This is a genomic window from Collinsella sp. AM44-11 (assembly GCF_003467145.1).
Taxonomy (GTDB): domain Bacteria; phylum Actinomycetota; class Coriobacteriia; order Coriobacteriales; family Coriobacteriaceae; genus Collinsella.
Genome location: NZ_QSFE01000020.1, coordinates 1 through 24,944, shown reverse-complemented (window position 1 = coordinate 24,944; position 24,944 = coordinate 1). Strand labels below are relative to the sequence as shown.

Sequence of the window (24,944 nt, the reverse complement as noted above, 5' to 3'; positions counted from 1 at the left end):
CGGCCGAGGAGTGGTCCTCGGTGTGGATCCAGTCGCGGACGTTCTCGCCGCGGCCGTAGAGCTTGGGGCGCACGCCGTCGATGATGTTCGTGATCTGGCGCGGGATGAACTTCTCCACGTGCTGGTAGGGGCCGTAGTTGTTGGAGCAGTTGGAGATCGTGGTGCGAAGCCCGTAGGTGCGGGTCCAGGCGCGCACGAGCATGTCGGAGGACGCCTTGGTCGAGCTGTACGGCGAGCTCGGGTGGTACGGCGTTTCCTCGGTGAACTTGGCCGGGTCGTCGAGCGCCAGGTCGCCGTAGACCTCGTCGGTGGAGACGTGGTGGTAGCGGACGCCGTATTTGCGGACGGCCTCCAGCAGGCGGAAGGTGCCCTCGACGTTGGTGCGCAGGAAGGGCTCGGGGTCGGCGATGGAGTTGTCGTTGTGGCTCTCGGCGGCGTAGTGCACGATGGCGTCGTGGCCCGGTACCAGCCTGTCCAGCAGCTCGGCGTCGCAGATGTCGCCCACGACGAGCTCCACGCGGTCCGCCGGCAGCCCGGCGATGTTCTCTGGGTTGCCGGCGTAGGTCAGCTTGTCCAGGACGGTGACGTGGACGCCCGGGTGGTTGTCGACCACGTAGTGGACGAAGTTGCTGCCGATGAAGCCGCAGCCGCCCGTGACGATGATGTTCTTGGGTTCAAAGATCTCAGACATGAAAATCCAATCTGAAGCAAATACAGCTTCTTAAGTATGCCGCAGGAAGTGACGCCGCGACGCTATTCAACAAAACTATCGGACATTTCGGCATGCGATAAGAGCCATAACCTTCGCTGAATTACCTCCTGTACAAAACGCCTCCGGAATGCAGTCTTTGTCGTAGTGAAAAACCGAATCCCCAGTTATTTCACGTAAGTACTTATAGAAGAAATCCTCCCAGCTTTTAAACTTCTCACTGTTTACAAAGGCTTCTGGGGTTTTCAAAACCGTCTTAACATCAATCCCTGAAATTACGCCGGAGCTCAGCAGAAGCCACTCGAACGACTCGGGAAGACAAACCGTAACAGTATCGCGGTGAATGTCTTGCAGCTTAAGGACGCGGTCGGCATAGCACCCAAATGCCGCTCCGTCCGCGATAACAAACACGCGATCGTCGAGATGCTGATCCAACCAGCCCAAAATCGCGCTGTTCGTCATGGCCGAAGCACAGGTAAGTTCACTGTCAGCGAAATGTCGTTCAAAGAACTGGAAACCAGACTTACTGTCCTCGCATAGAAGGATAGAAAAGTCCTGTTTTGGCGCCGACCGGGAAATAGCATAACGATGATTCCCGCGATCTTGATAAACAGGGACGAAAGAATGGTATTTTCCGCTCGTCTTAATCTTGTAAATCTCATCCACGCTATACGGAAGATTGGGGAAATCAGCCCTTGAGATCAGCACAAAATAATTCGAGGAATACAGCACATGATGGGCAAACTCATCAGAATGAATCTCTTTTAAGCCCTCATCGACAAATACAATCGAGTCATGAACGGACGAAAGCTGGTTTCGCCAATCATAATCGGTCAGGGCGACACAGGGACAATCGCATTGCAAGGAAACACCCGACTGCTCGCCCGTTCGCATGTAGTCTGCGACCATGTCAAACAGTGTCGTCTTACCCGCGCCGCTATCGCCACGCACAATAGTGATGTTCCGCTTGATGGTAAATGTGTACTTGGTTCCCCTGCGGCGGGAAATCTTAACGAGATGCGAACCGTTCATAAGCAGCACCTACAGATACGGAATCGACTCGTGAATCAATTCGGCCATGTTGTGAACGATTCGGCCGCTATTCACGACTTTTATTTTAAAATCCTCGCGACCAAAGTCCATCACATGATAGAGATTCACAACGAGCTTGCGGTCTTTCGCCATGTCGAGAATCCACTTGGCACAGTTATCACCACAGGTAGAAGCGTTAAAAATATGCTTACGATCAAATCTCATAAGCAGCAGCGTTTTCACGCCACCAGAAAGCTGGAGTGGAGAAATGGACCCAAGCACAGGGCTTTCGATGACGTTTTCGGAGACAACATCCGATCGATCGACATCCTTAATTATCGAGACTGCATAGGGATCCGTAATCCAAGAAGACCGGTAAGAGTTTTTGAAATATGTCGCTGTGTTGTAAATCGCTTCTGGCATATCGCCAAAGTAGACGCTTAACACATCCACTCCCAATCATATTGTCTTTATGGTCAACGTAATCATAACGAAAGGGGCCACCAGATAAACGGTGACCCCTAAAAGAAAACAAGCTGGCGCTAGTACTCGCGCGGGCTGTTGACGATCTCGCCGGCGGCGACCTTCTTCAGGTGCTGGCCGTAGACCGACTTGCCGTAGGCCTCGGCAGCCTGCTTGAGCCCCTCGGTGGTGATCCAGCCGTTCTCCCAGGCAATCTCCTCGGGCACGGACACGGGAAGGTCCTGGGAGTGCTCCACGGCGCGGACGAACTCCGCGGCCTCGTGCAGGCTCTCCATGGTGCCGGTGTCCAGCCACGCGTAGCCGCGGCCGAGGGTGACGACGGACAGCGTCCCCTCCTCCAGGTACATCTGGTTGAGCGTGGTGATCTCGAGCTCGCCGCGCGCGGACGGCTTGACCTCGTGGGCCTTGGCGGCCACGTCGCCCGGGTAGAAGTACAGGCCGGTGACGGCGTAGGAGCTCTTGGGGCACTCGGGCTTCTCCTCGATGGAGACGGCACGGCCCTGCGCATCGAATTCCACGACGCCGAAGCGCTCGGGGTCGTCCACGTGGTAGCCGAAGACCGTGGCGCGGCCCGACTCGGCGTTCTGGACGGCGCGCGTCAGGTGGCGCGACAGGCCGTTGCCGTAGAAGATGTTGTCGCCGAGCACCAGGGCGCACGGCTCGCCGGCGATGAACTCCTCGCCGATGGTGAAGGCCTGCGCCAGGCCGTCCGGCGAGGGCTGCTCGGCGTAGGACAGGTTGACGCCGTAGCGCGAGCCGTCCCCGAGCAGGCGCTCGAAGTTGGGCAGGTCGGTCGGCGTGGAGATGACCAGGATGTCCCGGATGCCCGCCAGCATGAGGGTGGACAGCGGGTAGTAGATCATGGGCTTGTCGTAGACCGGCAGCAGCTGCTTGGAGGTCACGAGCGTGAGCGGGTACAGGCGGGTGCCGGACCCGCCGGCGAGGATGATGCCTTTCATAAAAATCCTCTCGATTGACAATCGTTGAGCAAAAGCCGCTGATTACAGATGCATAGTTAATTAAATTATACGCACCGGCAGCAACCTCCCCGTCTTCTTATTTAAATCGGACAGCAGAAACACGCAACTCTTTCTGCATTTCTAGCGAGGCAACAAATGAAAAAGTACAATGAGCAGTGTCCAACAAACGAAAGGCAAACAATGCGAGTCGAGACAACCGGAGTATGCAGAGGAAACTGGAAAATCTACCAGCGGCTTAAGATTGAAGGCATCCATAAAGGCTCCAGCGTAACAGCCCAGGCGGCTACAGACGATAACCGCTGCTTACCTTTATCCCTCCTAAAATTCCGGGACAATAGTTGTGACTCGAACTCATACGTCCTTGTAGCCCCCGATCCCGATGCTCGCACCATCAAAATTGAGTTTAACGAAATCGGCCAAGACGGTCGCACCCTGAGCAGCGACTCCCTTTCGCTAAATTGCAAGAACATCAAATGGGAGTCGCGCCTTAACTACAAAATTAAACCTGACATGTGCAGCAAACTCCGAGACTACGATGACGTTTCAGAGTTTGACATGGCAACGATTGATTTTTGGCAGTGCATCGAAGATTCAAGCGACTATATCCTTAGGTGCACGGTAAGAACACCTTATCGTAGCGACTCCAAAATCAAACTTCGTTGCCTCGATCGAACCCTCAATGAAGTCGATTTGAGCATCGTCAATTTCGGTTCGAATGTAACAAGCGTTGGATTTACGTCCGAGAAAAAACAACTTGAAACGCAGCTCTCGATTCGCATGCCAAAGGCGTTCGATCGTTACTACTTTGTTATTGACGATCAAAATCACCCATCATTCAGTGCATTTGACTGCTTAACGCCCGATAAATTAGGCTTGCTTCTTGAGGAGACCAACTTTCTCTTTACCCATGCGCAGTTTGACCCCGAATACCCCGAATGGTTCACGGAGCATAAGGCAACCATCGGCGCTTTGGAGAAGCAGAGAAAAATCGTCTTCGACTGCGCTCCGAAGTTCAGCATCATTGTCCCTCTTTACAACACGCCCATTTCGTTCTTTAACGATATGGCCGAATCCGTAAAAAACCAGTCTTATGCAAACTGGGAGCTCATCCTAGTTAATGCTAGTCCTGACAATCAGGAACTAAAGGCTCGCGTTGAGCAGGAGACGGCCCACGACAACAGAATTAAATCAATTAACCTTACCGAGAATAAGGGCATTTCCGAAAATACAAACGCCGGCGTTGCCATCGCTTCGGGTGATTTCGTTAGCTTCTTTGACCATGACGATATTCTTGAACCGGACTTGCTGTTCTCATATGCCGAGGCAATTGAAAACAATAATGACGTCGATCTTCTTTATTGTGATGAAGATAAACTCATGCCCGATGGAAAGCTAGCGCAGCCGTTCTTTAAGCCGGATTTCAATATCGATCTGCTCAGAAACAATAACTATATCTGCCATATGCTTACTATCCGTAAGTCTCTGCTTGACACTCTAGAACCGAACACGAAAGAGTTCGATGGAGCACAGGATCATAATCTGACTCTCCGCGCCGTGGAAAAGGCAAGGAAAGTTCATCATGTTGCAAAGGTTCTATATCACTGGCGCCTAAGCGAGACCTCCACCGCAGCAAATGCCGATAGCAAGCCGTATGCCACTATCGCAGGTATCAAAGCGGTCCAGAGTCATTTGGACAGGCTTGGACTCAATGCGAAGGTCGAACAAGCGCGTCGTCCCTTTACATATAAAGTAACCTACGCTGTGCCAGTTTCCCATCCACTCGTGTCGATTATCATTCCGACTAAAGACCACGCCGACATTCTGAACAACTGCATTAAGTCAATTGTTGAGAAATCAACGTACGACAATTACGAGCTTGTCATAATCGAAAACAACAGCACAGAAAAGGCAACATTCGATTACTACGATAAGTTGCAGGCAAAATATCCTGATATCGTTCGTCTTGAAACTTGGGAACACGAATTCAATTTCTCCAAGCTCATGAACTTTGGCGTGGCTCACGCCAAAGGAAACTATCTCTTACTGTTGAATAACGATACTGAGGTAATTACCCCCAATTGGATTGAGACCATGCTTGGCATCTGCTCACGTGAGGATGTTGGCGCAGTTGGTGCAAAACTCTACTATCCCGACGACACCATTCAGCACGCGGGCTTATGCGTCACTGGTGGCGTGGCAGGACATCTTTGCCAAAGCATGCCAAAGGATAACTGGGGCTACTTTGCGCTCAACGATGCGCAACAAGACTTCAGCGCCGTCACTGCAGCTTGCATAATGACCAAGCGTAGCGAATATGAGAAAGTCGGAGGTTTCACCGAAGAGCTTCAAGTTGCATTTAATGATGTTGACTTTTGCTTAAAGCTACGCGAGATCAATGACCTGATCGTATACACGCCCGAAGTTGAGCTCTATCACTACGAGTCGATTTCCAGAGGCGTTGAAAACAATACGGAGAAGCAGATTCGCTTCCACAAAGAGGTCGCATACATGAATTATCGCTGGGCTAAGCATTACGTCGAAGGCGATCCCTATATGAATCCAAACTTTACCGTTGGGGAACCCGCGAATCGTTATTATCATTTATAAGAAGTTGGCGTTTCTTCTCTTATTCAATCAGGACAAATTTACGTGTGCCTAACCTAGATAGGGGAATCGAGGATTAACCCTCGATTCCCCTATTGTGATAAATTGTCCTCCACTCGACAGTCAGAGAGCATCTTATTCCAAAGGTGCATTTAAAACCCAGCCCCACTGAGGCGTAGCGGTAGTGTGGTAGTAGTTCAGCCACCAGGCCAGTGATGTCGTCCTAATGTAACCGATGTTATCCATAACCATACCGTTGCCAACGTAAATAGCAATGTGTCCCCAGCGAGCCCCCGCATTAGTATGCGTATGAGTAGGGACCGCAACAATCATCCCAACCTTAAGCTGCGATATATCTCGACTGTGACACCAATTCCAAAACATGTCGCATGCGTCACCGTTGGGATAAGACCCTAGTACGGGATAAAAAACCTCGCCAACCCACTCCGAGCACAACCCCACTCCAGGAGAAGGAACGTTGTAGCAGCGGCTAACAATTTGAGACTGAAAGGAAGTACAAGCAGAACGCTCGGGCTCTACCCAAGCACCAGCAGCATTAAAAAAAACTCGCCATTATCGATACTGTTCCAGCCGGTTACCATTTGACCTGACGACATAAGGTAATACCATAGCCCGTCATCATCGCGGAACCAGCCTGTATTCATAACGCCAGATTCGTTGTCGAGGTGATACCACCTCTCGCCAATTAATTGCCAACCGCGCTGTAGCACCCCGTCTGGATCTGCGTAAAACCACGTCTGAGCAGCGGAAGACCAATACCAGCCTACTATAGGCTTTCCTTTGGCGTCTTTGAGCTTAATTTCATCCACGCTATCCTTGACGCCTGTCAACACAATTGCACCACTGCTGCACGCATAATATGCATTTCCATCTTGCGTGATGATCCAGGCGTTGCACTCTAATGCCCCGCCACTATCCGAATCCAAATAGTAGCAATTACCATCTACAGACTGAAATCCTTCGAGCATGGCACCATTATTAGAATCAAGCAAATACCAGTTAGAATCAAAGTAAAACCATCCTGTACGGATCGCTCCAGAGGCATTGGCGCAATACCATGTCTCATCGTTAACAAACCAACCAGTGTTCATGGATCCAGATTGAGAGAAATGATACAAACTGCCTTTTACGAGTTTAAAGCCCGTAGCCATTAATCCGGAAGGCTCAAGCCAATACCAGGAATTGCCAAGGAGCAGCCAGCCAGTATGCATAGCGCCCGAACCGTCCAAATAATACCAGTTATGATTGTCTAAAACCCAGCCGGTCTTCATTGAACCTGATGTTTCGTCAAGGAAGAACCAGTGACCGCCGGTGGCAGCCCATCCCTTCAAATGCGCACAGGATTCAGAGAATAAGTGCCATCCATCATTCAGATATTTCCATCCAGTAGCTGCGTAGCCTTCGGAATCAAAATAATATTCCGATCCCCCAATAGTCAGAAAACAGTTTGACGGCCAACCACCGGCCTCATATCTCCACCACCATTTACCGTTTTCGTAGACCCAAGAACCAGGAAGAGCGATTTTGTTATCAGAAGAGCGAACAATCTGGAACGACAACCGGGTCGTAGCACCAGCGTAGTCCCCTATCCCATTTACAGCTATAGCAGCACAGCCAGGTGAAACATTATTCGCATATAAGACTTCATAATCAGTCCCACATGTAAGCATAAAACCGCTATCAGCAAAAACCGACACCCTAGGAGTAATCGCATCGCCAGTGTATTCATAAGTCGACAAATCGATAGACGCTGTGAAGTTAACTGAATCCGAAAGTAACCGATCACTATCCGATGGCTCAACTGGACCCTGTACCGATTGATCTGTAGAAATATCAGCGCCTAGAACCGCACAATCTTCGGGTAGTGAAAAAGCAACCGTGGGGCATAAAAGAGGGGTGAAACAAATTGATGCAAGGTAGACCACACCGATAAAACTCAAATAACGATTTCTCAACATTACACTTTTCCCATAAAATCTAATTGGCCTTTGATAGACCAGGTCTAGTCAACCCTGAGATGAAGTCCCCAACTACAAGACATTACCAAAGCAACTGCGCGCGAGATGAATCTACAGACAGGAGGCAACGCTAATAAAACGAATAAGATATAGGCAGTTCATAACACAGACGCCAGTAGTAACAACGGAAATGGAAGAAGAGTTGAACCTAAATAATCGTGTTCTTAGTCCAAACAACAAAGCTGGTAAAGCCGGAAGAAAATAGCGCCCCTGAACACCCTGTATTACATTTTCATAGTTGAAAGTCCATGCCAACCACATCGATGCAATGGAACCGAGTGCAGCCAAAAGGAAAGCAAAAATGAAAAGAAAGGATACAGGAGTAGCAAGAAACGAAGGCTCATCACTAGAGTCAAGGCAGCAAATAAACCCGAAAAACAAATAAGGAATCATATAGAATGCAGGGAAACGCAAGTTCTCTTGAAGCCATCCAAGGGAATAGCCCAAAGTCGTTTCCCAATAGAAATCACCTAGAGAGTCGAGAGTTCTACAAAAAACAAGGAAACTATTCTTTGGATGCAGCAGAATATCGCCGAGCGAATATAACGGCCCCGCTTCATGACCACGAGAGGAATCTGAAGGCTGAGAAACCAAGCTGCTCATCGATGCCAGGCGTAACGCCAAAACAGAAACCACAACGCAAAAGATCAATAAGAACTTGCCAAAACGCCCGGTTTTCTCATCATGGAATTGCGAAAGAGGGATAAACAAACCAAGTAAGATCAATCCAGAATAGATGACCTTACATGGAGCCAAAAGAATCGAAATTATTAAATATATAATAATTTCTTTATTACCAATCGACCGCTCTTCACCAAAAAACCCGCGCATCAAACAGGCAAATAACAAAAGTGAATAAGCAATGATTCCAGAATCATAGGAATATGAAGCGGCCAAATGAAGCGTCATGGGCAACAATGAAACGAATACAATGACCGATTTGCCTTTAGGTGCAATTCGATATGCCTGGAAAGCACAGAAGCAAAAAACGAGAGCCGAACCAATTCGACCCATATAGAACGCGGGGTAAGCTCCAAGCCCAAAGAGCAGCCCAATCTGCAAGCCAATAATGGAGCCTAGTTTTGCAGTAACATTCTCGCTGCCGAAACTAAAAGAAAATTCACCGAAAGGAATCAGCTGTCCATTTCCAAATAGTGAAAAACCATTAATAATAGAATCAAATGAAGCTGAATTAATTGCATCGCCCGGTTGGCGACTATTGTACAGCGCGTAATCAATATCTCGCACCAGAAAAGCACCGTCTTTAGTCACATGAGCATTAAATGGAAGGCTATCAACCAACCAATAAGTCGAAAAATAATGATGGCCCTCATCGGGCGCGGTGAACGGAGGGAATATAAAACAAAATATGATTAAAAATGATATGAGCAATACCAAGAATACCCACTCACTTTTAAGGCGATCCCTATCACTAGCAAATACGCTGCCGAGTGCGAGAATTATAATTAACGAAATCGCAATTGTAAGCAGAACAAGCAATCTAGGATTATTTAAGTACCAAAATACGGAATAGACTGCAAATAAACCGGCAAAAGCAAGAAAAGCAGGTTTACATCTTACAAAACTCGTCATGCTGGAATCCTTAAATTTCAAAACTCACATAAGCGCAACTAAATACAGTGGTAGCAAGTATATCAACAAGCTAATTATTATCTCAAAGCTTGCGTCGATGATATCAACGCAAGAACAGTGCCGTAGCATCCGACTTCGGAGGCTAATATCCGAATTCAGTCATACACGAAGCGCTCGCCAACTGACTCAGAGGAAACGTTCAACACAGAGACGTTAAAGAGTGTTGCTATTCATGCTGACTGAATATAGTCGATGAATTACTTTCGCAACTTTTTTAGGCCAAAATTTTTCAAGCATAGCAAGGTCTTCGGAGCTCCGTGTATTATCTTGGATCAAAGAAGTCGTCTCAGATTCTTCGTGAATTCGATGATGCATGAGAATCTCGGGAGAATAAACAAAAGAACCTTCAAGTCGAGAAAATCTCTCCCACGCATCCCAGTCTAAGTCACATTTCATCTCGCTCGAGAACAAAGGAGTCTCGAGATTAGGCATGACATACGTGACTGAAGGGCAACAAATAGCAGATCCGAATCGCAGAGCATGGCGCTTATCTTTAATTGAAGACGAGTAGCCCACACGAGCGAACTTTCTTAAAATTGTCCTTTTAACTTTAAGGATCGAGATGTCATCGGCATACTCCCCATTACGAATCTCCCCATAATTAGAGAAGAAGATCAAGGGATGTTTGGAGGCGTTCACAGAACGAAGCATTTCAATTGAATAATTAGGGGAATACAGGTCATCTTGATGAGCAATGGTGACCAATGGAGATTGCGCATGGGAAATTGCACAATTCCAGTCATGTCCAATTCCTGGCATCCCATTGTTGATAAATACAGGCAAATTATAGCTAGAAGCAATCTGCTCAATATATTTATTCGGAGTAGAAGTAGAGATAAGGATCCTACTGGCCTGTTTCTGGTTCATTAAAGACGATATACAGTCGCTCAAATACGGTGATTCGCCATAGGCGCAAACTACGAATGTATGATCATTACACGTAAACATAGAACTATTTATCCCTCAAAATGCTCTCGATATCTTTTTCAAGCAATGCAACTCGTTGAGTTAAGTTCTTAATCGCATCGGCCTGTTTGCTGGCAATTAAACTAAGTGAAAGCATGATTAGGATTACAAAGACAAACCCCAGAACAAATATAAAATTGGAAGGCGTGGCAAACCCCATCGCCGACGATAAAAAGCACAGAGGCTGAGGAAATAGAGCAGACAGGACTAGGACCAGGACCAGCGCCAACCACAATAGAGAATACTTTAGTTGGAGCCTGCCATTCACAATAAGCTTAACTACGTATGCAGCGAGTAAAATACAGGCCGCTGCGACAGAAACGCGAAGGGTTACCGGCACTTTAACACCTCGTTTTTGAACATGCGGAAATAATAATTGCAAGGGTAACTTTGACCATGTAATAGGCACTCGAAAAGCCCGAAATGGATGATGAGCCCCCTTGCCTCTCTTTCATGACAACGGGAAACTCAGATACAGACAGACCGCGAGCAAGCACTGAGACAATAGAATCGGGTTCAGGGTAATCAACTGGATAGTTCTTACAGAAATAGTCAATAGCCTTCGGTCCGCAGACCCTAAATCCAGATGTCGGATCAGCTATGTACTTACCAGTACACATTTTAATCACCCTAGTAAGCCATGAAATACCCACTCGGCGTAAAAACGTAGACTGAAACCCCCCAGTTCGCTCGAGAAACCTGGACCCGATAACCAAGTCATATCCAGCGTCAATCTGCTCAACCATTTGGGAAATATAAGAAGGGTCATGCTGTCCATCGCCATCGACCTGGACGTCAATGTCGTACCCATATTTTTTTGCGTACTTATGGCCGGCTTGCACAGCCCCTCCAATGCCAAGATTCTGCGGTAGATCAAGTACATTGAGATGGTTAGCATGACAAATCTCAAGCGTGTTATCAGTTGAACCATCATTGACCACGACATAATCATATCCTGAATCAATCACGGCTTTAACTGTCGCACAAATTGATTCAGCTTCATTATAAGCAGGCACAATAACTAGCACCCTATAAGGATTGCTCATGAACAACCTTTCAATGATAGCCCGTTATCCTTAGCTAAAAGTAAAGGTAGCACCAACAAGACGAACTACATGTTATGCAAGGAGCTAGCATGATAGGCAACACAGTATCCACAACAGTCCTAGAACATATAAACACTATAGCTGTTAACACCATCGACAATCTGTGGTCGGCGAAGTGACCACTGCGATTGCCGCAAAGTGTCCTGCATCCACCCTCTTGCAAATGCCACGAATCTTATAGAAAAGAACTAGACAGATGATTTGTTTAATCAAATATAGCTAAGTTTCTACTAGCACGGTTCATCGTAAATGACCGTCAGAAAGAATCGAAGCGATTCTTTCGCTTGCATGACCATCACCATAAGGATTGGAAGCGTGACTCATCGCTTCATACTCTGAGACATCCGAGAGCAACCTGCTAAACTCGTTGTAAATTACATCTTCCTCTGTACCAACAAGTTTCAAAGTCCCTGCCTTAACGCCCTCAGGACGCTCAGTAGTGTCACGCATGACAAGAACAGGCTTGCCAAGGCTTGGCGCTTCTTCTTGAATACCGCCTGAGTCAGTGAGTATCAGATAGCTTTTAGCCATAAAGTTATGAAAATCAAATACTTCAAGGGGGTCAATAATATGAAGTCGATCAAATCCATCTAGCTCTTCATGGGCAGCCTTACGAACAAGAGGATTCATATGAATAGGGTATATAGCTTTGGTATCGGGATAATCTTCCATAACGCGACGAATAGCACGGAACATGCGATGCATAGGTTCGCCAAGGTTTTCGCGACGATGTGCGGTGATAAGAATCAAACGAGAACCCTTTGCCCAGTCAAGCTCATGATGTGAATACTCCGGATCCACGGTAGTATGAAGTGCATCAATTCCCGTGTTACCTGTAACCCAAATCTTTTCGGGTCTTTTTCCCTCATCGAGAAGGTTTTGTCTGCTCACCTCGGTTGGTGCGAAATAATATTGACTCACGATGTCAACTGCTTGGCGGTTAAACTCCTCTGGCCAAGGACTGCTGATATCATGTGTGCGTAAACCAGCCTCAACATGACCGACCGGAATTTGCAGATAAAAACAAGCTAAAGCTGCAGCAAAGCTTGTCGTGGTATCTCCATGGACAAGCACGACATCCGGTCTTTCCCCCTCAAGAACCTTCTTAATTTTAAGAAGAATGCTACACGTAACATCGAAAAGAGTCTGACCAGGCTTCATGACTGCTAGGTCAATATCGGGTTCCACATTAAAGACATGCAAAACCTGCTCAAGCATCTCCCGATGCTGACCAGTCACGACAACAACGGTACTGAAATCATCCGGATGAGTTTTGAGCACATTCACAAGTGGGCACATCTTAATTGCTTCCGGACGAGTTCCGAAAACTAGCATTACCTTTTTCATTTCAAGAACCAGCCCCTTTTAAAAACCATTGAAATGCACATAGTCATTATGAACAAATAATAATCATTTAAATAATTCAGAGGAAGAAATCAGGGGAGAGCGATTCGCCCTGAAATCAAATGATGCAATTAAACGAGATCATTAAAATGACGTCTCAATAAGATAGACAATACGACCACCATATATACAAGTCCAAAAAAACAAGATATTAAGCTACACACTGTAACACCATTTAAATTGAATATTTCTACGGAATACTTCATTGAACTTAGTGAAACGATAGACATCAACACGCCGGCAATAAGGGTATGCGAAAAATACCTAAATGAAATCAACAAATCGTTGACAAGCCACATCAGTCCAGTCAAAACAGCAGAAGCTATCATAGGTGGAACTAAATACATGAAAGGTAGTATTTCCTCACCAAATACAAATGAAAATAAGCGATTTCCAAACACCTCAAAACCAATACCGAACACAACGGCAATGATTAACGCACCAAGTAAGCAGGCAAAGCATAGGCGAAAGAAAGAACGCCTGTCTTTATCTGAATAACTTTTTGAGAAATAACCTAGCAGGGGGTTATACAAATATGAGACACTCATTTGAATGATAGCAATAGGAGCCGCAATAGATGAGTAGACCCCAAGAGCAGAATCCCCCAATGCAGAAGATAAATACTGGCGTGGAATTGATGAAGACGCAGAAACCGCTATGCCGGCAACTACAGCCGGCAAGCATGTAATCAATAATCGCCTTGCCTTATTTCGGCTAATTCCAACAACAATGCTTGTTAGGGCGGAAGTTCGTGGCAAATCGTAAAACCATCCAACTAATACGACCGCAATAAACATTGCAAATATAGCTAGCGGCACCGAACGAAAGCAAGATAAAGCAATACAGAAAAAAACTAGAGACAAGGCCCCCTGAAGCGCAAGTGAGACTCCAACATAATCCATCCGAGAAAACTGCTGATCAGCAGCATGAAGGACATCTATCAATTGGTTGGCGCTTTTATATAAGCCATAGAGAAAAATGCAGAACACGGAAGCAGGGCGACAAGTAAATAGCGAATAAGCAAAAGTCAAAACAAGTGATAAAAGTATGGTTAGTAATCTAAAGGAAAGATACTCCCCTACCGTGTTTTCCCCATTAACATCTGAAACTTGATATGTATACATCCTATATTGAGCTATTGGGAAAAAAATGCCATAGACAGACATCGCAAGCGAGTATAAGCCAGCATCAGAAAAACCAAAGGATAGGCGAACCACCAGCACGCTTATTAACCATTGGCAAGATAAACCAATAATCGAGCCAATAGAACTCCATAAAATATTAGACTTTATCGAAAGAACCTTATCAGAACCCAACAATTACTCCGTTCTTGAATTAACTGATGCAGTTAATTGATGAGACACCTGTTTATCAGCAGGAGGAATGATCATATAGTCGCCATAAAGTTGAGTAAGCATCTCATCATAATGAGTTGGGATTTTAAATTGATGACCCTCAAATTCTGCATCCATTACATCCGTAAAATAACTATTTGGAAAAGCCTCCCTGAGACCAAACCCCCATCCGATTTGTCCCGCTCTCTTTGTTTCGCCAATATCATATTTTCTTGAAAGTTTATGTAAACGTTCGGAAGCCCATTTCTCTATAGGCAGTATTAGAGAAATGGGATAAAAGATAGCCATGAGAATTTTCATGCTAGTCGGATGAGGATAATGGAAGTTGAGCCTTGATACAATACAAATCAAATCAAGCAATTTCACTTCATAAAACATAATAGTGGCCTTCAGATTTGAATCGGATATACCGTCAATTGGGAACACATCTATCCAAAGCCATTCTGGAACTGAGGGGCGATCCCTCTCTGTCTGAACGGAGATCTTAGGATTAATTACTTTTGCGAATGAAGGTAAATACCCATCAATCTCCGTAGCCTGAACGCGAAGCCACGGAGAAAACCTACCGCTTTGAACGAGGCTTAGAAACCTATCGTAATCCTTCCGGGGCATGACAACATCTATATCATCATCCCAGGGAATAAAACCCTTATGACGTACGGCACCGATTAGAGTTCCATACGACAGTGAATAGCACAAATTATATTTCTCACAAAAATCGTGAAATTCCACCAAGATTTTCAGTTCTTCGTGTTTCACCGCATCAAAAGAAAGAATTTCATTCGTCATTAAAAAACCAAGCCTTAAGAAATGAACGAAGTATATCTATCCGAATAGTTCTGATTGTCATCATATGCATCGGTTAACAATTTCTCGCAACCCTTAATAAAACTATTCGAATCTAGACCGGTATAGTATTCGAACAATAAATCGGGCCAATTAACATTTGTATTATCTAAATCAAGTGTAAAACCAATACCGTAATCACTTGCCATTGTTTCCATTGCGGTATTCGGGCAAACAAGAATTGGCATATGAAGCTGGGCAGCTATATACATTTTGTTAGAAATAGCGTAATCGAGAAATGGGTCCCCATTGCCGTACAGATTGTGGATTATGTTGACTCCTGTATATAAAGAGTACATTTCTTCAGGTGCAAACCTCCCTAACAGTTGGACGTTTTCTACGTGATTATTTCTACAATAATCTTTTAGCTTTTCAGATCCAGCTCCTGCAAAAATCAAACGGAAACGTGAATCATTTTTAAATATATTAATCAACTTAACATGTTGCTCAATATACTGGCCAACACTACCAATGAATGCAATCACGATCGGTAAAGATGGATTGCCATTTAGACTATTCACGCATGAACTAGCATCAAGATCAGAGGATGACGGTCGCTGCAGATTGTGAACATAACTGTATTCAGAAGGGGTGAGAAAAGCGGCATAAAAACGTGATGAAAGCACCACGATCCCAGCAAAGGACACTATAGCGCGAGACATGAGGCCCAGAATCGGATTAAACTCTCCTCCGTAATCTCGCACATCCATTACATAGCGTTTGCGATACTTAACAAGCAGTGCAGGAAACGCAAAATAACCAGCAATAGTATTAAGTAGAACTATGTGATCAAAATCACTATTTAATAGCTGTTTATTTACAAACAACATATAGGCAAAATAACTGTAAAGCCTGCGTAATAAACCAGTATCTGGGCAGGGCTTAGCATATTCAATACCCTTAATCGACCCTAGCGTCTCTTCCACGCCATCCCTATTCCAGTAAACAAGGTATTTTTCCCCGGGAGTATTATCGACATAAAAGTTGAACAAATAAGGACATAGATACGCATTACCACTAAGAACAAAACAGGTTTTTTTCATCTCTTGAATTACTCCAATGCCCAAACTAATTAATCCACTAAGTAGATATCTTTGATGAGTCGTCCATTCATAAAACCAGTACGAAACTTGATCCTCTTACAAAAGACATGCGACTTATTCTTCCATTGAATATATTGATGCAAAAATCTCTTAATACGTAACAACCTTCGTTCCATAAGGAATATTATCGTAAATCCATTTTGCGTTCTGGATCTCAAGACGCACACATCCGGCAGAAGATGGGACCCCCATCGTGGGGTCCATCACGCGATTGCTGTTGACATAGTAGGGCGAAGAATGGAATAGATAATCACCATAAAACTGCGTGTAGTAATAGCAAGTATATCCATGCCCAAAGGAGTATCCCTTTCCGTAGACTTGGTACTCCCCTATCACCGTAGGCGTGCTAGCTTTTCCCGTCGAGCATACATATCGACGGTTTAAGGACCAGTTATTCCAGGATCCAGTGTAAATACTCGTAACGCAACGTGATGTATCGACAAGTATCAGCCAATTTGTATTGCTTGAATAACTTTGAGCCTTAGCATCCATATAGTCTGACACCCACGCGCCGTTGGCCATGAAGTAATTCCAGGATCCGTCCACAACGCGCCAGCCAGTAGCCATGGCGCCACTAGCGTCAAGCCAATACCAGGTACCCCCCAGGTTAAGCCACCCTGTTTGCATATAACCAGACGAATTCAAGTAATACCAAGATCCGTTAACGGCAACCCAGCCGGTTTTCATAACGTAGGCAGATGGGTCCAAATAGAACCAGGAGCCATCCTTGTACAGCCAGCCAGATCGTGCATAGCCAGCGGTCTCATCAAAGAAGTACCATTTTCCGTTAACGTTCTTCCATCCAGCGCAGGGGGAGCCATCGGTTGGATCAGCATAGAACTTGCACCCTCCAAGCGTCACAAACCCGTGAGCTTCGGCTAATTCGCCATCACCGTTTGTTGTAAATAGCTTTCCACTACGCAACGCTCCACACAATGAGCAATCAGAACCAGCAAAAGCCTTAGACGGCTCATCCTGGACCGAGTCCTGGACATCTACCCATTCACGACAAGCAACAGCGCCTGAAGCTTTTGCATAATAGCTTTTCCCATTTACAGAAAAATGACCTAGCAGCATTTTACCGTCGGCGGCAGGATCGAGATAATAGTATTGGCTATTGTCCTTCAGCCATCCCGTCTTTACAATGCCCGACGTATGAGAAGGCTCAGCGTAATACCAGTCTCCATTGCTCATAAACCAGCCGAGTGACAGCGCTCCCGTTGAAGAAAAATGATATTGATTGGATCCGATGACAAAAAAGCCGGTAGCCATTCTATTGTCATTTGCGACATCGAGCCAATACCAAACGCCATTCACCAAACGCCAGCCCGATGCAAGTGCGCCGGAACCGTCAGCGTAATACCAGTCCGTCCCATCAAACGCCCAACCAACAGCCATTGCGCCGGAATCCGATAAATAGTAACGAGACGAACCGACAGAAACGATTCCTCTAGACATAACACCATCATTGGCGGGATCAAGCCAATACCAGTTATTGCCAGTTTGAAGCCAGCCGGTTAAGACTTCACCATTGCTACCCCAATACCATAAACCGTTATCAAGGCACCATCCATTAATCAGTCCATAGGTTCCAAGAAGATAAGGGTGCCCATCAATAACACGTCGACCAGTAGCCATAGAACAACTGTTAAGGGAGTCAAACCAGTACCATTGGTCTCCAATAAACTGCCAGCCACTTGCCAAAGCGCCTGACGGACCCGCGTAATACCACTTATTTTCAGTAAAAATCCAGCCGCAGCTCATTGCGCCGTCACGAGCGGGGTCCAAGTAGTACAGCGAGTCGTCAATATTCTGCATTCCGGTCAAACGACAGCCATCTAGATAGTAATACCAGGACAAACCGTTCAATTGCCATCCAGATAGTTGTTCTGCAGTCGACGGGTCATGGCTTTCGACAACCTGTAGGCTCGAATCTTCCGTTGTTTTGCCGGCACAATCGCTGGAGTCTTGAGAGCAACCGCCACCGACCAATGCTCCCGGCCCTCCTGTCGAGTCGCGCTCTACGACACCGTTATCCGCTCCCTCTTCCACGGCATAAGCAGTGCAAGAAAATGCGGGGGCTGTAACTGAGAGTAAGGCGGAAAATAGCATCAAGCCAATTACTCGCCAGCAAATTCGATGATCAATCCGAGCATTCATTTCAGGCCCCCAACCGGTACAGACTGTCTTGCAGGGAATCTATTAAATAAACGGACGAGCTGCGCCGATTACATTTCCCCTTGCGCTAATAGGATGAATTCCGACACCTTGATGAGGCCAGGAATCAATCATCAAGCCGCCGCCAAGTGCAATTGCAATATGACCGCGGTAATAAATCACATCGCCGCGTTGAATCGAGCTCGTGCTCACGGGCATAAAGATATTGCTTCGATACCAATTCATGGAATTATAGGTTTGGCTTGGATCCCAGCGATGGTTATAAGGGTTGTAAACACCCATATCCATGCCAGTAGCATAAAGGCACTGCAAGACAAAACCAGAGCAATCAACAGCTCCACCGGGAGCGGTAGACCAAGGCTCAATATATTGCGTACCGATATACTCATAGGCGCGCTGGATAAAGGCGCTCACGCAATCTTCCCGCGTTGCTTCGACAGAAATGCGAGAAGGGGTCACATAGGTAAAGTATCCGGTGCAATAGCTAGGCAGCCGAACAGTCCAAGAACTGACCTGAGGATACTGGGATGGATTTTGCCAGCCAACTTTGTCGCACTGTCCATCGCTCCAGAAAACTCGACGAACGCCATCGATGGTCCTTGCGCCAGTTGCCATAGCGCCGCTGCCGTCTAACCAATACCACTTACCCGAATCTTTAAGCCAGCCAACATGCATGCTTCCATTGGACTCAAGGTAATACCATGTTCCATTCAGGCATTTCCAACCAGTTGCCATTTTTCCGTCAGCGTTTAGGTAATACCATGCACCGCCAGTAAAAACCCATCCGGTCTTCATCACGCCAGATTCGGCATCAAGCCAATACCAATCGCCGTCAATCTGCAGCCATCCACGATGAATGGCACCCGTTCCGGGCTCAGCGTAAAACCTTAGATTTGCGACATCAACCCAGCCGGAAGCAACCTGCCAACCATCAGCTCCAGCGATTTTTAGGATAGTGCCGTTTTCGCGAATCACATTCTTGCAAAGATATCCATTATCATCGGCGTATCTTTGATCGCCGTCATTAACGGTAACCCAGCTTGAAACCACAAGCCTACCGCTCTGGTTTGCAAAACAATCGTTGCCGCCCACCTCAAATAAGCCCGTTTTCATGAGATGGCTAGCAGGGTCCAGGTAATACCAGCTCGTGCCTTCTTTATACCAGCCAGAAATAAGTGCGCCAGATTGGGAGGCGAAATACCAGCCGTCCTCGACCTGGGTCCAACCAACAGCCATAGCCCCATTAGACTTTAAATAATAAGTTGCATTGCCAAGATCTAAATACCCAACGAACATTTTGCCGTCGGAAGCTGGGTCGAGATAATACCAAGTGCCGTTAACGAGTTTCCAGCCAGTAGCCGCAATACCGTTGGAGCAGTAATACCAATCCGATCCATCCTTGTACCATCCATTTGCAAGGCCATAGTCACCAAAAATGTAGGTACATCCATCAATCTTTTGACGACCCTTGAACATGATGAGCGTCTGTGAGTCAAAATAATAGCGAGCCCCACTTATCGTCTGCCATGACGAAGCAAGGGCACCCGATGAATAAGCCCAGTACCAATTCCCGTCAACGAGAATCCAGCCGGTTTTCATAGCACCAGAGGCATCTAAATAGTATCTCCCGCTCCCGAGGTCGACAAAACCAACCTGCATTACATGGGTGGCAGGATCCAGATAACACCATGTGCCATTTTGGTAAAACCAACCAGCAGCTAAATCGCCTCCAGCATTGGCAAAAAACCATTTTCCATCTGAGTTGCGTAGCCAGCAGTTTTGATATAGCGCGCCAAAAGGCATTGCGGCATTACCGTCATTCGCATAAAACGAAGTAGTTGATCCGCCAGCATCGGTCACATTGAAATAACCTGTCTGCATTGCACCATCATTGGCTGGATCAAGCCAATACCAATATCCCCCGCTTTGCAGCCAGCCAGTTTGATGTTTACCGTTATTTCCGTAATACCAAACTCCAGACGACTCGTCTCGTTGCCAGCCATCTTTTATGACGGAAGAATTATCAGGTTGCAAATCATCGGAAACCACAGAAGAAAAATCCGCTTTTGACTCAATACTCTGAGCCTCAACGGAATCCTGTGCAAACGCGACATTCGCACTCAGGGGCAAGCAGCAAGCAGTGATTAATGACGCAGCAGCACAAACAAGCGTGGCCTTCTTTTCGAATCGATACATAAGCGACCCTCCCAGATATCTCATTTATTTATTTTAATCCACATTCCAGGATTGATTTTCGTTACTGTCTGTTCAGTCTATGTAGATAAATAAATTAAATTGAACATAACGTTCAATCAATCTATTCTTTCCCTTAGCAATGAACATCTTAATTGGAGGCCTGCAGTGGAACTGACCAAGCGTAACTTTACTGTTCTGTACGAATACCTAAAGAACCCATATGCCAGCCAGCGAGAAGTTGCCGAGCGCACTGGCCTCTCACTTGGATCGGTAAACGCAGCAAATAAAGAGCTTACGAATGAGGGCCTTCTCGAATCGGACAGCCTAACCGACAGCGGTTACGAAGCACTTCACCCCTATAAGGTTGAAAACGCAGTGATATTGGCTGCGGGGCTTTCGAGCCGCTTTGCTCCCATTTCGTATGAAAAGCCCAAAGGCCTTTTAAAGGTACGTGGTGAGATTCTCATCGAACGTCAGATTAGGCAGCTGCAAGACGCAGGTATCAGCAATATCACCGTCGTTGTCGGCTATAAAAAAGAATATTTCTTCTATCTCGAAAGCAAGTTCGGCGTCTCGATTGTCGTCAACAACGAATATGCATCCAAAAATAACCACGCATCGCTTATGTGCGTAAAAGAGCGGCTTGGCAACACCTATATTTGCTCAAGCGATGATTACCTTCTAAACAATCCGTTTGAAGCATACGTTTGGAAAGCATTTTATTCTGCTCAATATGCTGAAGGCGCCACCAAAGAATGGTGCATTCAAACCGGAGCAATGGATAGAATCACCGATGTTACGATCGGTGGCTCCGATGCATGGTATATGCTCGGACATGTCTACTTTGATAAAGCCTTCTCGCTTGCATTTAAGCAGATTCTCGAAACGGAATATAACAAGCCCGAAACAACGGACAAGCTTTGGGAAGATCTATATATCGAGCACATCAAGGAGCTCGATATGGTGATCAAGAAGTATCCTGAGGGCGAAATTAACGAATTCGATTCTCTTGATGAGCTGCGTGCCTTTGATCCGCATTTTATCGAAAACGTTGACTCCGATATTTTCGATAACATCGAGCAAGTGCTCGGCTGCTCCAAATCAGAGATTCACGACGTTTATCCCCTTAAACAAGGTCTTACGAACCTATCGTGCCACTTTAGAACTAATGATGGAGAGTACGTTTACCGCCATCCGGGAGTCGGGACCGAACTGCTTATTAACAGAAATGGAGAAGTAGCCGCACTTAAAAAAGCTAAGGAACTTGGCCTTGACGACACGTTCATTCATGAGGACCCAAAGCGCGGTTGGAAAATTTCGAAGTTCGTACCCAACGCAAAGCAGCCTGATCCGCATGATGCTGCCCAAATGAATCGAATGATGCAGATGTGTCGTTCGCTTCACGAGAGCGGTGCAAATGTCGAAACCGAATTTGACTTCTACCTCGAAGCGAAGCGCTACGAGTCACTTCTTCTGGAAAAAGGTCCCATCGACATTCCAGGCTACAGGGAAATGGCCGCCGAAATCGATGAATTGGAGCACTTTGTTCAGGCCGACAATGCGCCAAAATGCCTTTGTCACAATGACTTCTTCTACCTCAATTTTCTTATCGATGAAAACGACAAGTACTATCTCATTGACTGGGAATATGCTGGCATGAGCGATTACGCGAACGATTTTGGAACGTGCAGTGTCTGCTGTGAGCTTTCCGAAGACGAAGTCGACCGCGCGCTTGACGCATATTTTGGGCGCAAGGCAACAAGCAACGAAGTTGCGCATAACTATGCACACATTGCCCTTGCTGGATGGTGCTGGTACCTCTGGTCTCTTCTGAAAGAAGCCGAAGGCGATTTCGTGGGCGAATGGCTCTATATCTACTTCAATTACGGTGCCAAATACCTTGAAAAGGCACTGGAGATCTATCGAAAAGGTGAGTAACGATGCAATTCGGCTTTTTTAGCGGTCTTCTTTGGGGCCTTGATACAGTAATACTTGGAATCGGTTTGGCGCTCGCTCCCTATATTGGATCGGCGGAAGCGCTTGCATGCGCCTCCATTGCGGGATCTTTTCTCCATGATGCCTTCTGTGCGATCTGGCTCTTTGGGTACATGGGAGTTCGAGGCAGATTAAAAGACACGCTCGCTGCACTTAAAACTCGTTCGGGCAAGGTCGTCATCGCCGGCGCACTGCTCGGTGGACCTATCGGAATGACCGGATACGTATTGGCGATTAATAATATCGGAGCAGCCTACACAGCAATTATCTCCGCCTTCTATCCCGCAGTCGGAGCATTCCTTTCGTTCGTGCTGCTGAAGGAGAAAATGGGCAAAGGTCAGATACTTTCCCTTCTCGTTGCTCTTTGCGGCGTAATGACGATGGGCTATCTATCGGCCGGATCGAGCGAGATTGCAAATGCCCCCCTCGGCTTACTCGGCGCAGTGCTTGCCGTTATTGGATGGGGATCCGAAGCGGTGCTGTGCGCATGGGGAATGAAAGATGATGCCGTTGATGACGAAACGGCTTTGCAAATCCGTGAAACTACGAGTGCGCTTGTTTATGGAGTGCTCGTACTCCCCCTCTTCGGAGCATGGCATTTCACGCTGGGTGCTATCCCGAGCATGCCCACATTGATTATTGCACTCGCCGGGCTCGCAGGAACTGCATCCTATCTGTTCTATTACAAGGGCATTGCGGCAATCGGAGCAGCGCGTGCGATGGCTCTGAATATATCCTATTCGGCATGGTCGGTGGTCTTTGGCCTGATCTTGCTTGGAACAATTCCCGACATGGCATCTGTAATCTGCTGCATTGTAATTGTATGCGGAACAGTTTTGGCAGCCAGTAACTGGGACGAACTATTTGGACGTAAGAAGACGGCGTAGCCAGATTAACAATGTAGCAAAAGGGGAGAGCTCGTCGAGCTCTCCCCTTTTAGCATCATGGCTATTCAATTACCACAGCCTGGCTATCCATCTGTTGCCACGTACCGAAGAACACCTGGGCATTTCGCGTAACATTGCCGTTAATCGAATCCGAAAGATAGACAATTCCCTGCTCGTCATCATAGCCTTTAAGGACTACGGCATGATTACCGCCCCACAGGCCATAGGAATGCCCGTTATACCAACGCGCTGCATAACGGCCTCCTGGCCAACTTCCCCACTCGGTATTCCACATCTCAACAGGTTGACCACAGGTCAGTCTGTTCTTAATGGAAGAAATTGACGAAAAAGAGACGTCTTTTGCCTGCTTGCCACTTCCAGCAGCACGCAGAAAGTTATTACCAGCAATAGTAATCGCAGGTGCGACGCATCCCATGAGACCCCCGCTGCTACGCCTTGGGTTGCCATCAAAGGCGGTAACAAAGTTGCCGTTGCTTCCCTTGGGCAAGTAATAATCCGCAATAATCGTCTTACCTAAACCGAAACCATAGTAGTTAAGCAAGTTTGTAAGGGCAACCGACTCACAGCCAGTAGGAAGTTCCGGGTACTGCGAATAGCACGGGACATCGACCCAAGCGCCAACCATTGCGCCGGATGAACTGAACTTGTAGTCAGTAGAGCCGATCCAATACCAACCGTTGCTCAACATTACTCCCCCACGCGCGGCATCAAGGTAATACCATGTGCCCCCAAGGGAAAGCCATCCCGTTTTCATTGTGCCGGAAGCTGAATCCAGCCAGTACCAGTTGCTGCCATCGTTAAGCCAACCGGTCGCCATTCGACCATCCGAGTTAAAGTAATACCAAGACCCAGCAATTTGCTGCCACCCAGTCAGAATTACCCCATTTGTAGAACAATAATATCGAGAACCCTGACTCTCAATCCAGCCCGTTCTAACATTCCCGTCATCGTCAATCAGCTGGATTCCCGAATCAGTCATGATGCCTTTAAGGTCAATTGTACCGCTGGATGACGAATGATACATCCAAGACCCATCACCGTTTGACCAGCAATTAGCCATCATCTTGCCGGAACTATTAAATATGTATTCACATGATCCGATAGTTTGAACGCCCGTTGCCATGGCGTGCGTCGAGGGATCGAGCCAGTACCACGTACCGTTTAGGTTGAGCCAGCCGGAGGCGAGGGCGCCGGAGCCCGTCGCGTAGTACCAGGTCCCGCCGTCGCGCACCCATCCGGTCGCCATCGCCCCGGAAGCGTTGAACCAGTACGCTGAGCCGTTACATGCGTGAAGGCCCGTCACCATGGCGCCGCCCGCCTCGGGGTCGAGCCAGTACCAGGAACCGCCGGTGTAAAGCCAGCCGGTCGAGGCGATACCGTCAGCGAA

At 46.9% G+C, this 24,944-nt stretch carries 19 protein-coding genes; 3 read left to right on the top strand and 16 right to left on the bottom strand.

From position 1 onward, the window contains the following. From DW943_RS09800 to rfbA, 4 genes are all read right to left on the bottom strand, one after another. A partial coding sequence (locus DW943_RS09800) for a dTDP-glucose 4,6-dehydratase (protein ID WP_233543651.1) occupies positions 1–691 on the bottom strand: 691 nt, incomplete at its 3' end. Between the two features lie 75 nt (positions 692–766). Beyond that, positions 767–1,741, bottom strand: a complete 975-nt coding sequence (locus DW943_RS09795) for a hypothetical protein (protein ID WP_117862917.1) — start codon at positions 1,739–1,741, stop codon at positions 767–769. Positions 1,742–1,750: 9 nt separating this feature from the next. Next, the gene (locus DW943_RS09790; protein ID WP_117638162.1) at positions 1,751–2,188 is read right to left on the bottom strand and encodes a DUF4869 domain-containing protein; all 438 of its coding nucleotides are present in this window, start codon (positions 2,186–2,188) and stop codon (positions 1,751–1,753) included. 95 nt (positions 2,189–2,283) lie between these two features. Next, positions 2,284–3,183 carry a glucose-1-phosphate thymidylyltransferase RfbA gene (rfbA, locus tag DW943_RS09785; protein ID WP_117862916.1) on the bottom strand — a complete coding sequence of 300 codons (900 nt, stop codon included), beginning with the start codon at positions 3,181–3,183 and terminating at the stop codon, positions 2,284–2,286. Positions 3,184–3,339: 156 nt separating this feature from the next. Between rfbA and DW943_RS09780 the strand changes: the two genes are divergently transcribed. Next, the gene (locus DW943_RS09780) at positions 3,340–5,811 is read left to right on the top strand and encodes a glycosyltransferase (RefSeq protein WP_117862915.1); all 2,472 of its coding nucleotides are present in this window, start codon (positions 3,340–3,342) and stop codon (positions 5,809–5,811) included. A gap of 533 nt (positions 5,812–6,344) precedes the next feature. On the opposite strand, the gene DW943_RS09775 is transcribed toward DW943_RS09780, so the two are convergent. From DW943_RS09775 to DW943_RS09730, 11 genes are all read right to left on the bottom strand, one after another. After that, positions 6,345–7,787, bottom strand: coding sequence for an N-acetylmuramoyl-L-alanine amidase family protein (locus DW943_RS09775; RefSeq protein WP_117862914.1), 1,443 nt, complete (start codon positions 7,785–7,787; stop codon positions 6,345–6,347). Between the two features lie 111 nt (positions 7,788–7,898). Next, positions 7,899–9,440 carry a DUF2142 domain-containing protein gene (locus tag DW943_RS09770; RefSeq protein WP_117862913.1) on the bottom strand — a complete coding sequence of 514 codons (1,542 nt, stop codon included), beginning with the start codon at positions 9,438–9,440 and terminating at the stop codon, positions 7,899–7,901. Between the two features lie 213 nt (positions 9,441–9,653). Next, positions 9,654–10,448, bottom strand: a complete 795-nt coding sequence (locus tag DW943_RS09765; protein ID WP_117862912.1) for a glycosyltransferase family 2 protein — start codon at positions 10,446–10,448, stop codon at positions 9,654–9,656. Positions 10,449–10,452: 4 nt separating this feature from the next. Further along, positions 10,453–10,806 carry a DUF2304 domain-containing protein gene (locus tag DW943_RS09760; protein WP_117862911.1) on the bottom strand — a complete coding sequence of 118 codons (354 nt, stop codon included), beginning with the start codon at positions 10,804–10,806 and terminating at the stop codon, positions 10,453–10,455. A gap of 1 nt (position 10,807) precedes the next feature. Then, on the bottom strand, positions 10,808–11,512 hold the full coding sequence (locus DW943_RS09755) for a glycosyltransferase family 2 protein (protein ID WP_117862910.1): 705 nt from the start codon (positions 11,510–11,512) through the stop codon (positions 10,808–10,810). 300 nt (positions 11,513–11,812) lie between these two features. Beyond that, complete coding sequence (gene wecB / locus DW943_RS09750; RefSeq protein WP_117862909.1) at positions 11,813–12,919, bottom strand: non-hydrolyzing UDP-N-acetylglucosamine 2-epimerase; 1,107 nt, start codon at positions 12,917–12,919, stop codon at positions 11,813–11,815. A 128-nt stretch (positions 12,920–13,047) separates the two neighbouring features. Further along, on the bottom strand, positions 13,048–14,292 hold the full coding sequence (locus tag DW943_RS10395) for a lipopolysaccharide biosynthesis protein (protein ID WP_147348658.1): 1,245 nt from the start codon (positions 14,290–14,292) through the stop codon (positions 13,048–13,050). Positions 14,293–14,295: 3 nt separating this feature from the next. Next, positions 14,296–15,120 carry a phosphorylcholine transferase LicD gene (locus DW943_RS09745; RefSeq protein WP_117862908.1) on the bottom strand — a complete coding sequence of 275 codons (825 nt, stop codon included), beginning with the start codon at positions 15,118–15,120 and terminating at the stop codon, positions 14,296–14,298. A gap of 14 nt (positions 15,121–15,134) precedes the next feature. Beyond that, positions 15,135–16,103 carry a glycosyltransferase family 4 protein gene (locus DW943_RS10390; protein WP_147348657.1) on the bottom strand — a complete coding sequence of 323 codons (969 nt, stop codon included), beginning with the start codon at positions 16,101–16,103 and terminating at the stop codon, positions 15,135–15,137. Between the two features lie 267 nt (positions 16,104–16,370). Continuing rightward, on the bottom strand, positions 16,371–18,440 hold the full coding sequence (locus DW943_RS09735; protein WP_117862906.1) for a L,D-transpeptidase: 2,070 nt from the start codon (positions 18,438–18,440) through the stop codon (positions 16,371–16,373). Between the two features lie 42 nt (positions 18,441–18,482). Then, on the bottom strand, positions 18,483–20,654 hold the full coding sequence (locus DW943_RS09730; protein ID WP_158566155.1) for an NlpC/P60 family protein: 2,172 nt from the start codon (positions 20,652–20,654) through the stop codon (positions 18,483–18,485). Positions 20,655–20,819: 165 nt separating this feature from the next. On the opposite strand from DW943_RS09730, the gene DW943_RS09725 reads away from it, so the two are divergent. Further along, a complete protein-coding gene (locus tag DW943_RS09725) occupies positions 20,820–22,592 on the top strand; it encodes a phosphotransferase (RefSeq protein WP_199572882.1) in 1,773 nt (590 codons plus the stop codon). Between the two features lie 2 nt (positions 22,593–22,594). Further along, positions 22,595–23,536, top strand: coding sequence for a DMT family transporter (locus DW943_RS09720; RefSeq protein ID WP_117862904.1), 942 nt, complete (start codon positions 22,595–22,597; stop codon positions 23,534–23,536). Positions 23,537–23,597: 61 nt separating this feature from the next. Here DW943_RS09720 and DW943_RS09715 read toward each other — a convergent pair. After that, on the bottom strand, positions 23,598–24,944 hold a 1,347-nt coding region (locus DW943_RS09715), incomplete at its 5' end, for a C39 family peptidase (RefSeq protein WP_199572880.1).

Bases quoted from the DNA above. Each gene is read 5' to 3' on its own strand.
- DW943_RS09795 (WP_117862917.1), bottom strand. From the start codon at position 1,741: ATGAACGGTTCGCATCTCGTTAAGATTTCCCGCCGCAGGGGAACCAAG.
- rfbA (WP_117862916.1), bottom strand. From the start codon at position 3,183: ATGAAAGGCATCATCCTCGCCGGCGGGTCCGGCACCCGCCTGTACCCG.
- DW943_RS09780 (WP_117862915.1), top strand. From the start codon at position 3,340: ATGAAAAAGTACAATGAGCAGTGTCCAACAAACGAAAGGCAAACAATG.
- DW943_RS09775 (WP_117862914.1), bottom strand. From the start codon at position 7,787: ATGTTGAGAAATCGTTATTTGAGTTTTATCGGTGTGGTCTACCTTGCA.
- DW943_RS09770 (WP_117862913.1), bottom strand. From the start codon at position 9,440: ATGACGAGTTTTGTAAGATGTAAACCTGCTTTTCTTGCTTTTGCCGGT.
- DW943_RS09765 (WP_117862912.1), bottom strand. From the start codon at position 10,448: ATGTTTACGTGTAATGATCATACATTCGTAGTTTGCGCCTATGGCGAA.
- DW943_RS09755 (WP_117862910.1), bottom strand. From the start codon at position 11,512: ATGAGCAATCCTTATAGGGTGCTAGTTATTGTGCCTGCTTATAATGAA.
- wecB (WP_117862909.1), bottom strand. From the start codon at position 12,919: ATGAAAAAGGTAATGCTAGTTTTCGGAACTCGTCCGGAAGCAATTAAG.
- DW943_RS09745 (WP_117862908.1), bottom strand. From the start codon at position 15,120: ATGACGAATGAAATTCTTTCTTTTGATGCGGTGAAACACGAAGAACTG.
- DW943_RS09735 (WP_117862906.1), bottom strand. From the start codon at position 18,440: ATGAATGCTCGGATTGATCATCGAATTTGCTGGCGAGTAATTGGCTTG.
- DW943_RS09730 (WP_158566155.1), bottom strand. From the start codon at position 20,654: ATGTATCGATTCGAAAAGAAGGCCACGCTTGTTTGTGCTGCTGCGTCA.
- DW943_RS09720 (WP_117862904.1), top strand. From the start codon at position 22,595: ATGCAATTCGGCTTTTTTAGCGGTCTTCTTTGGGGCCTTGATACAGTA.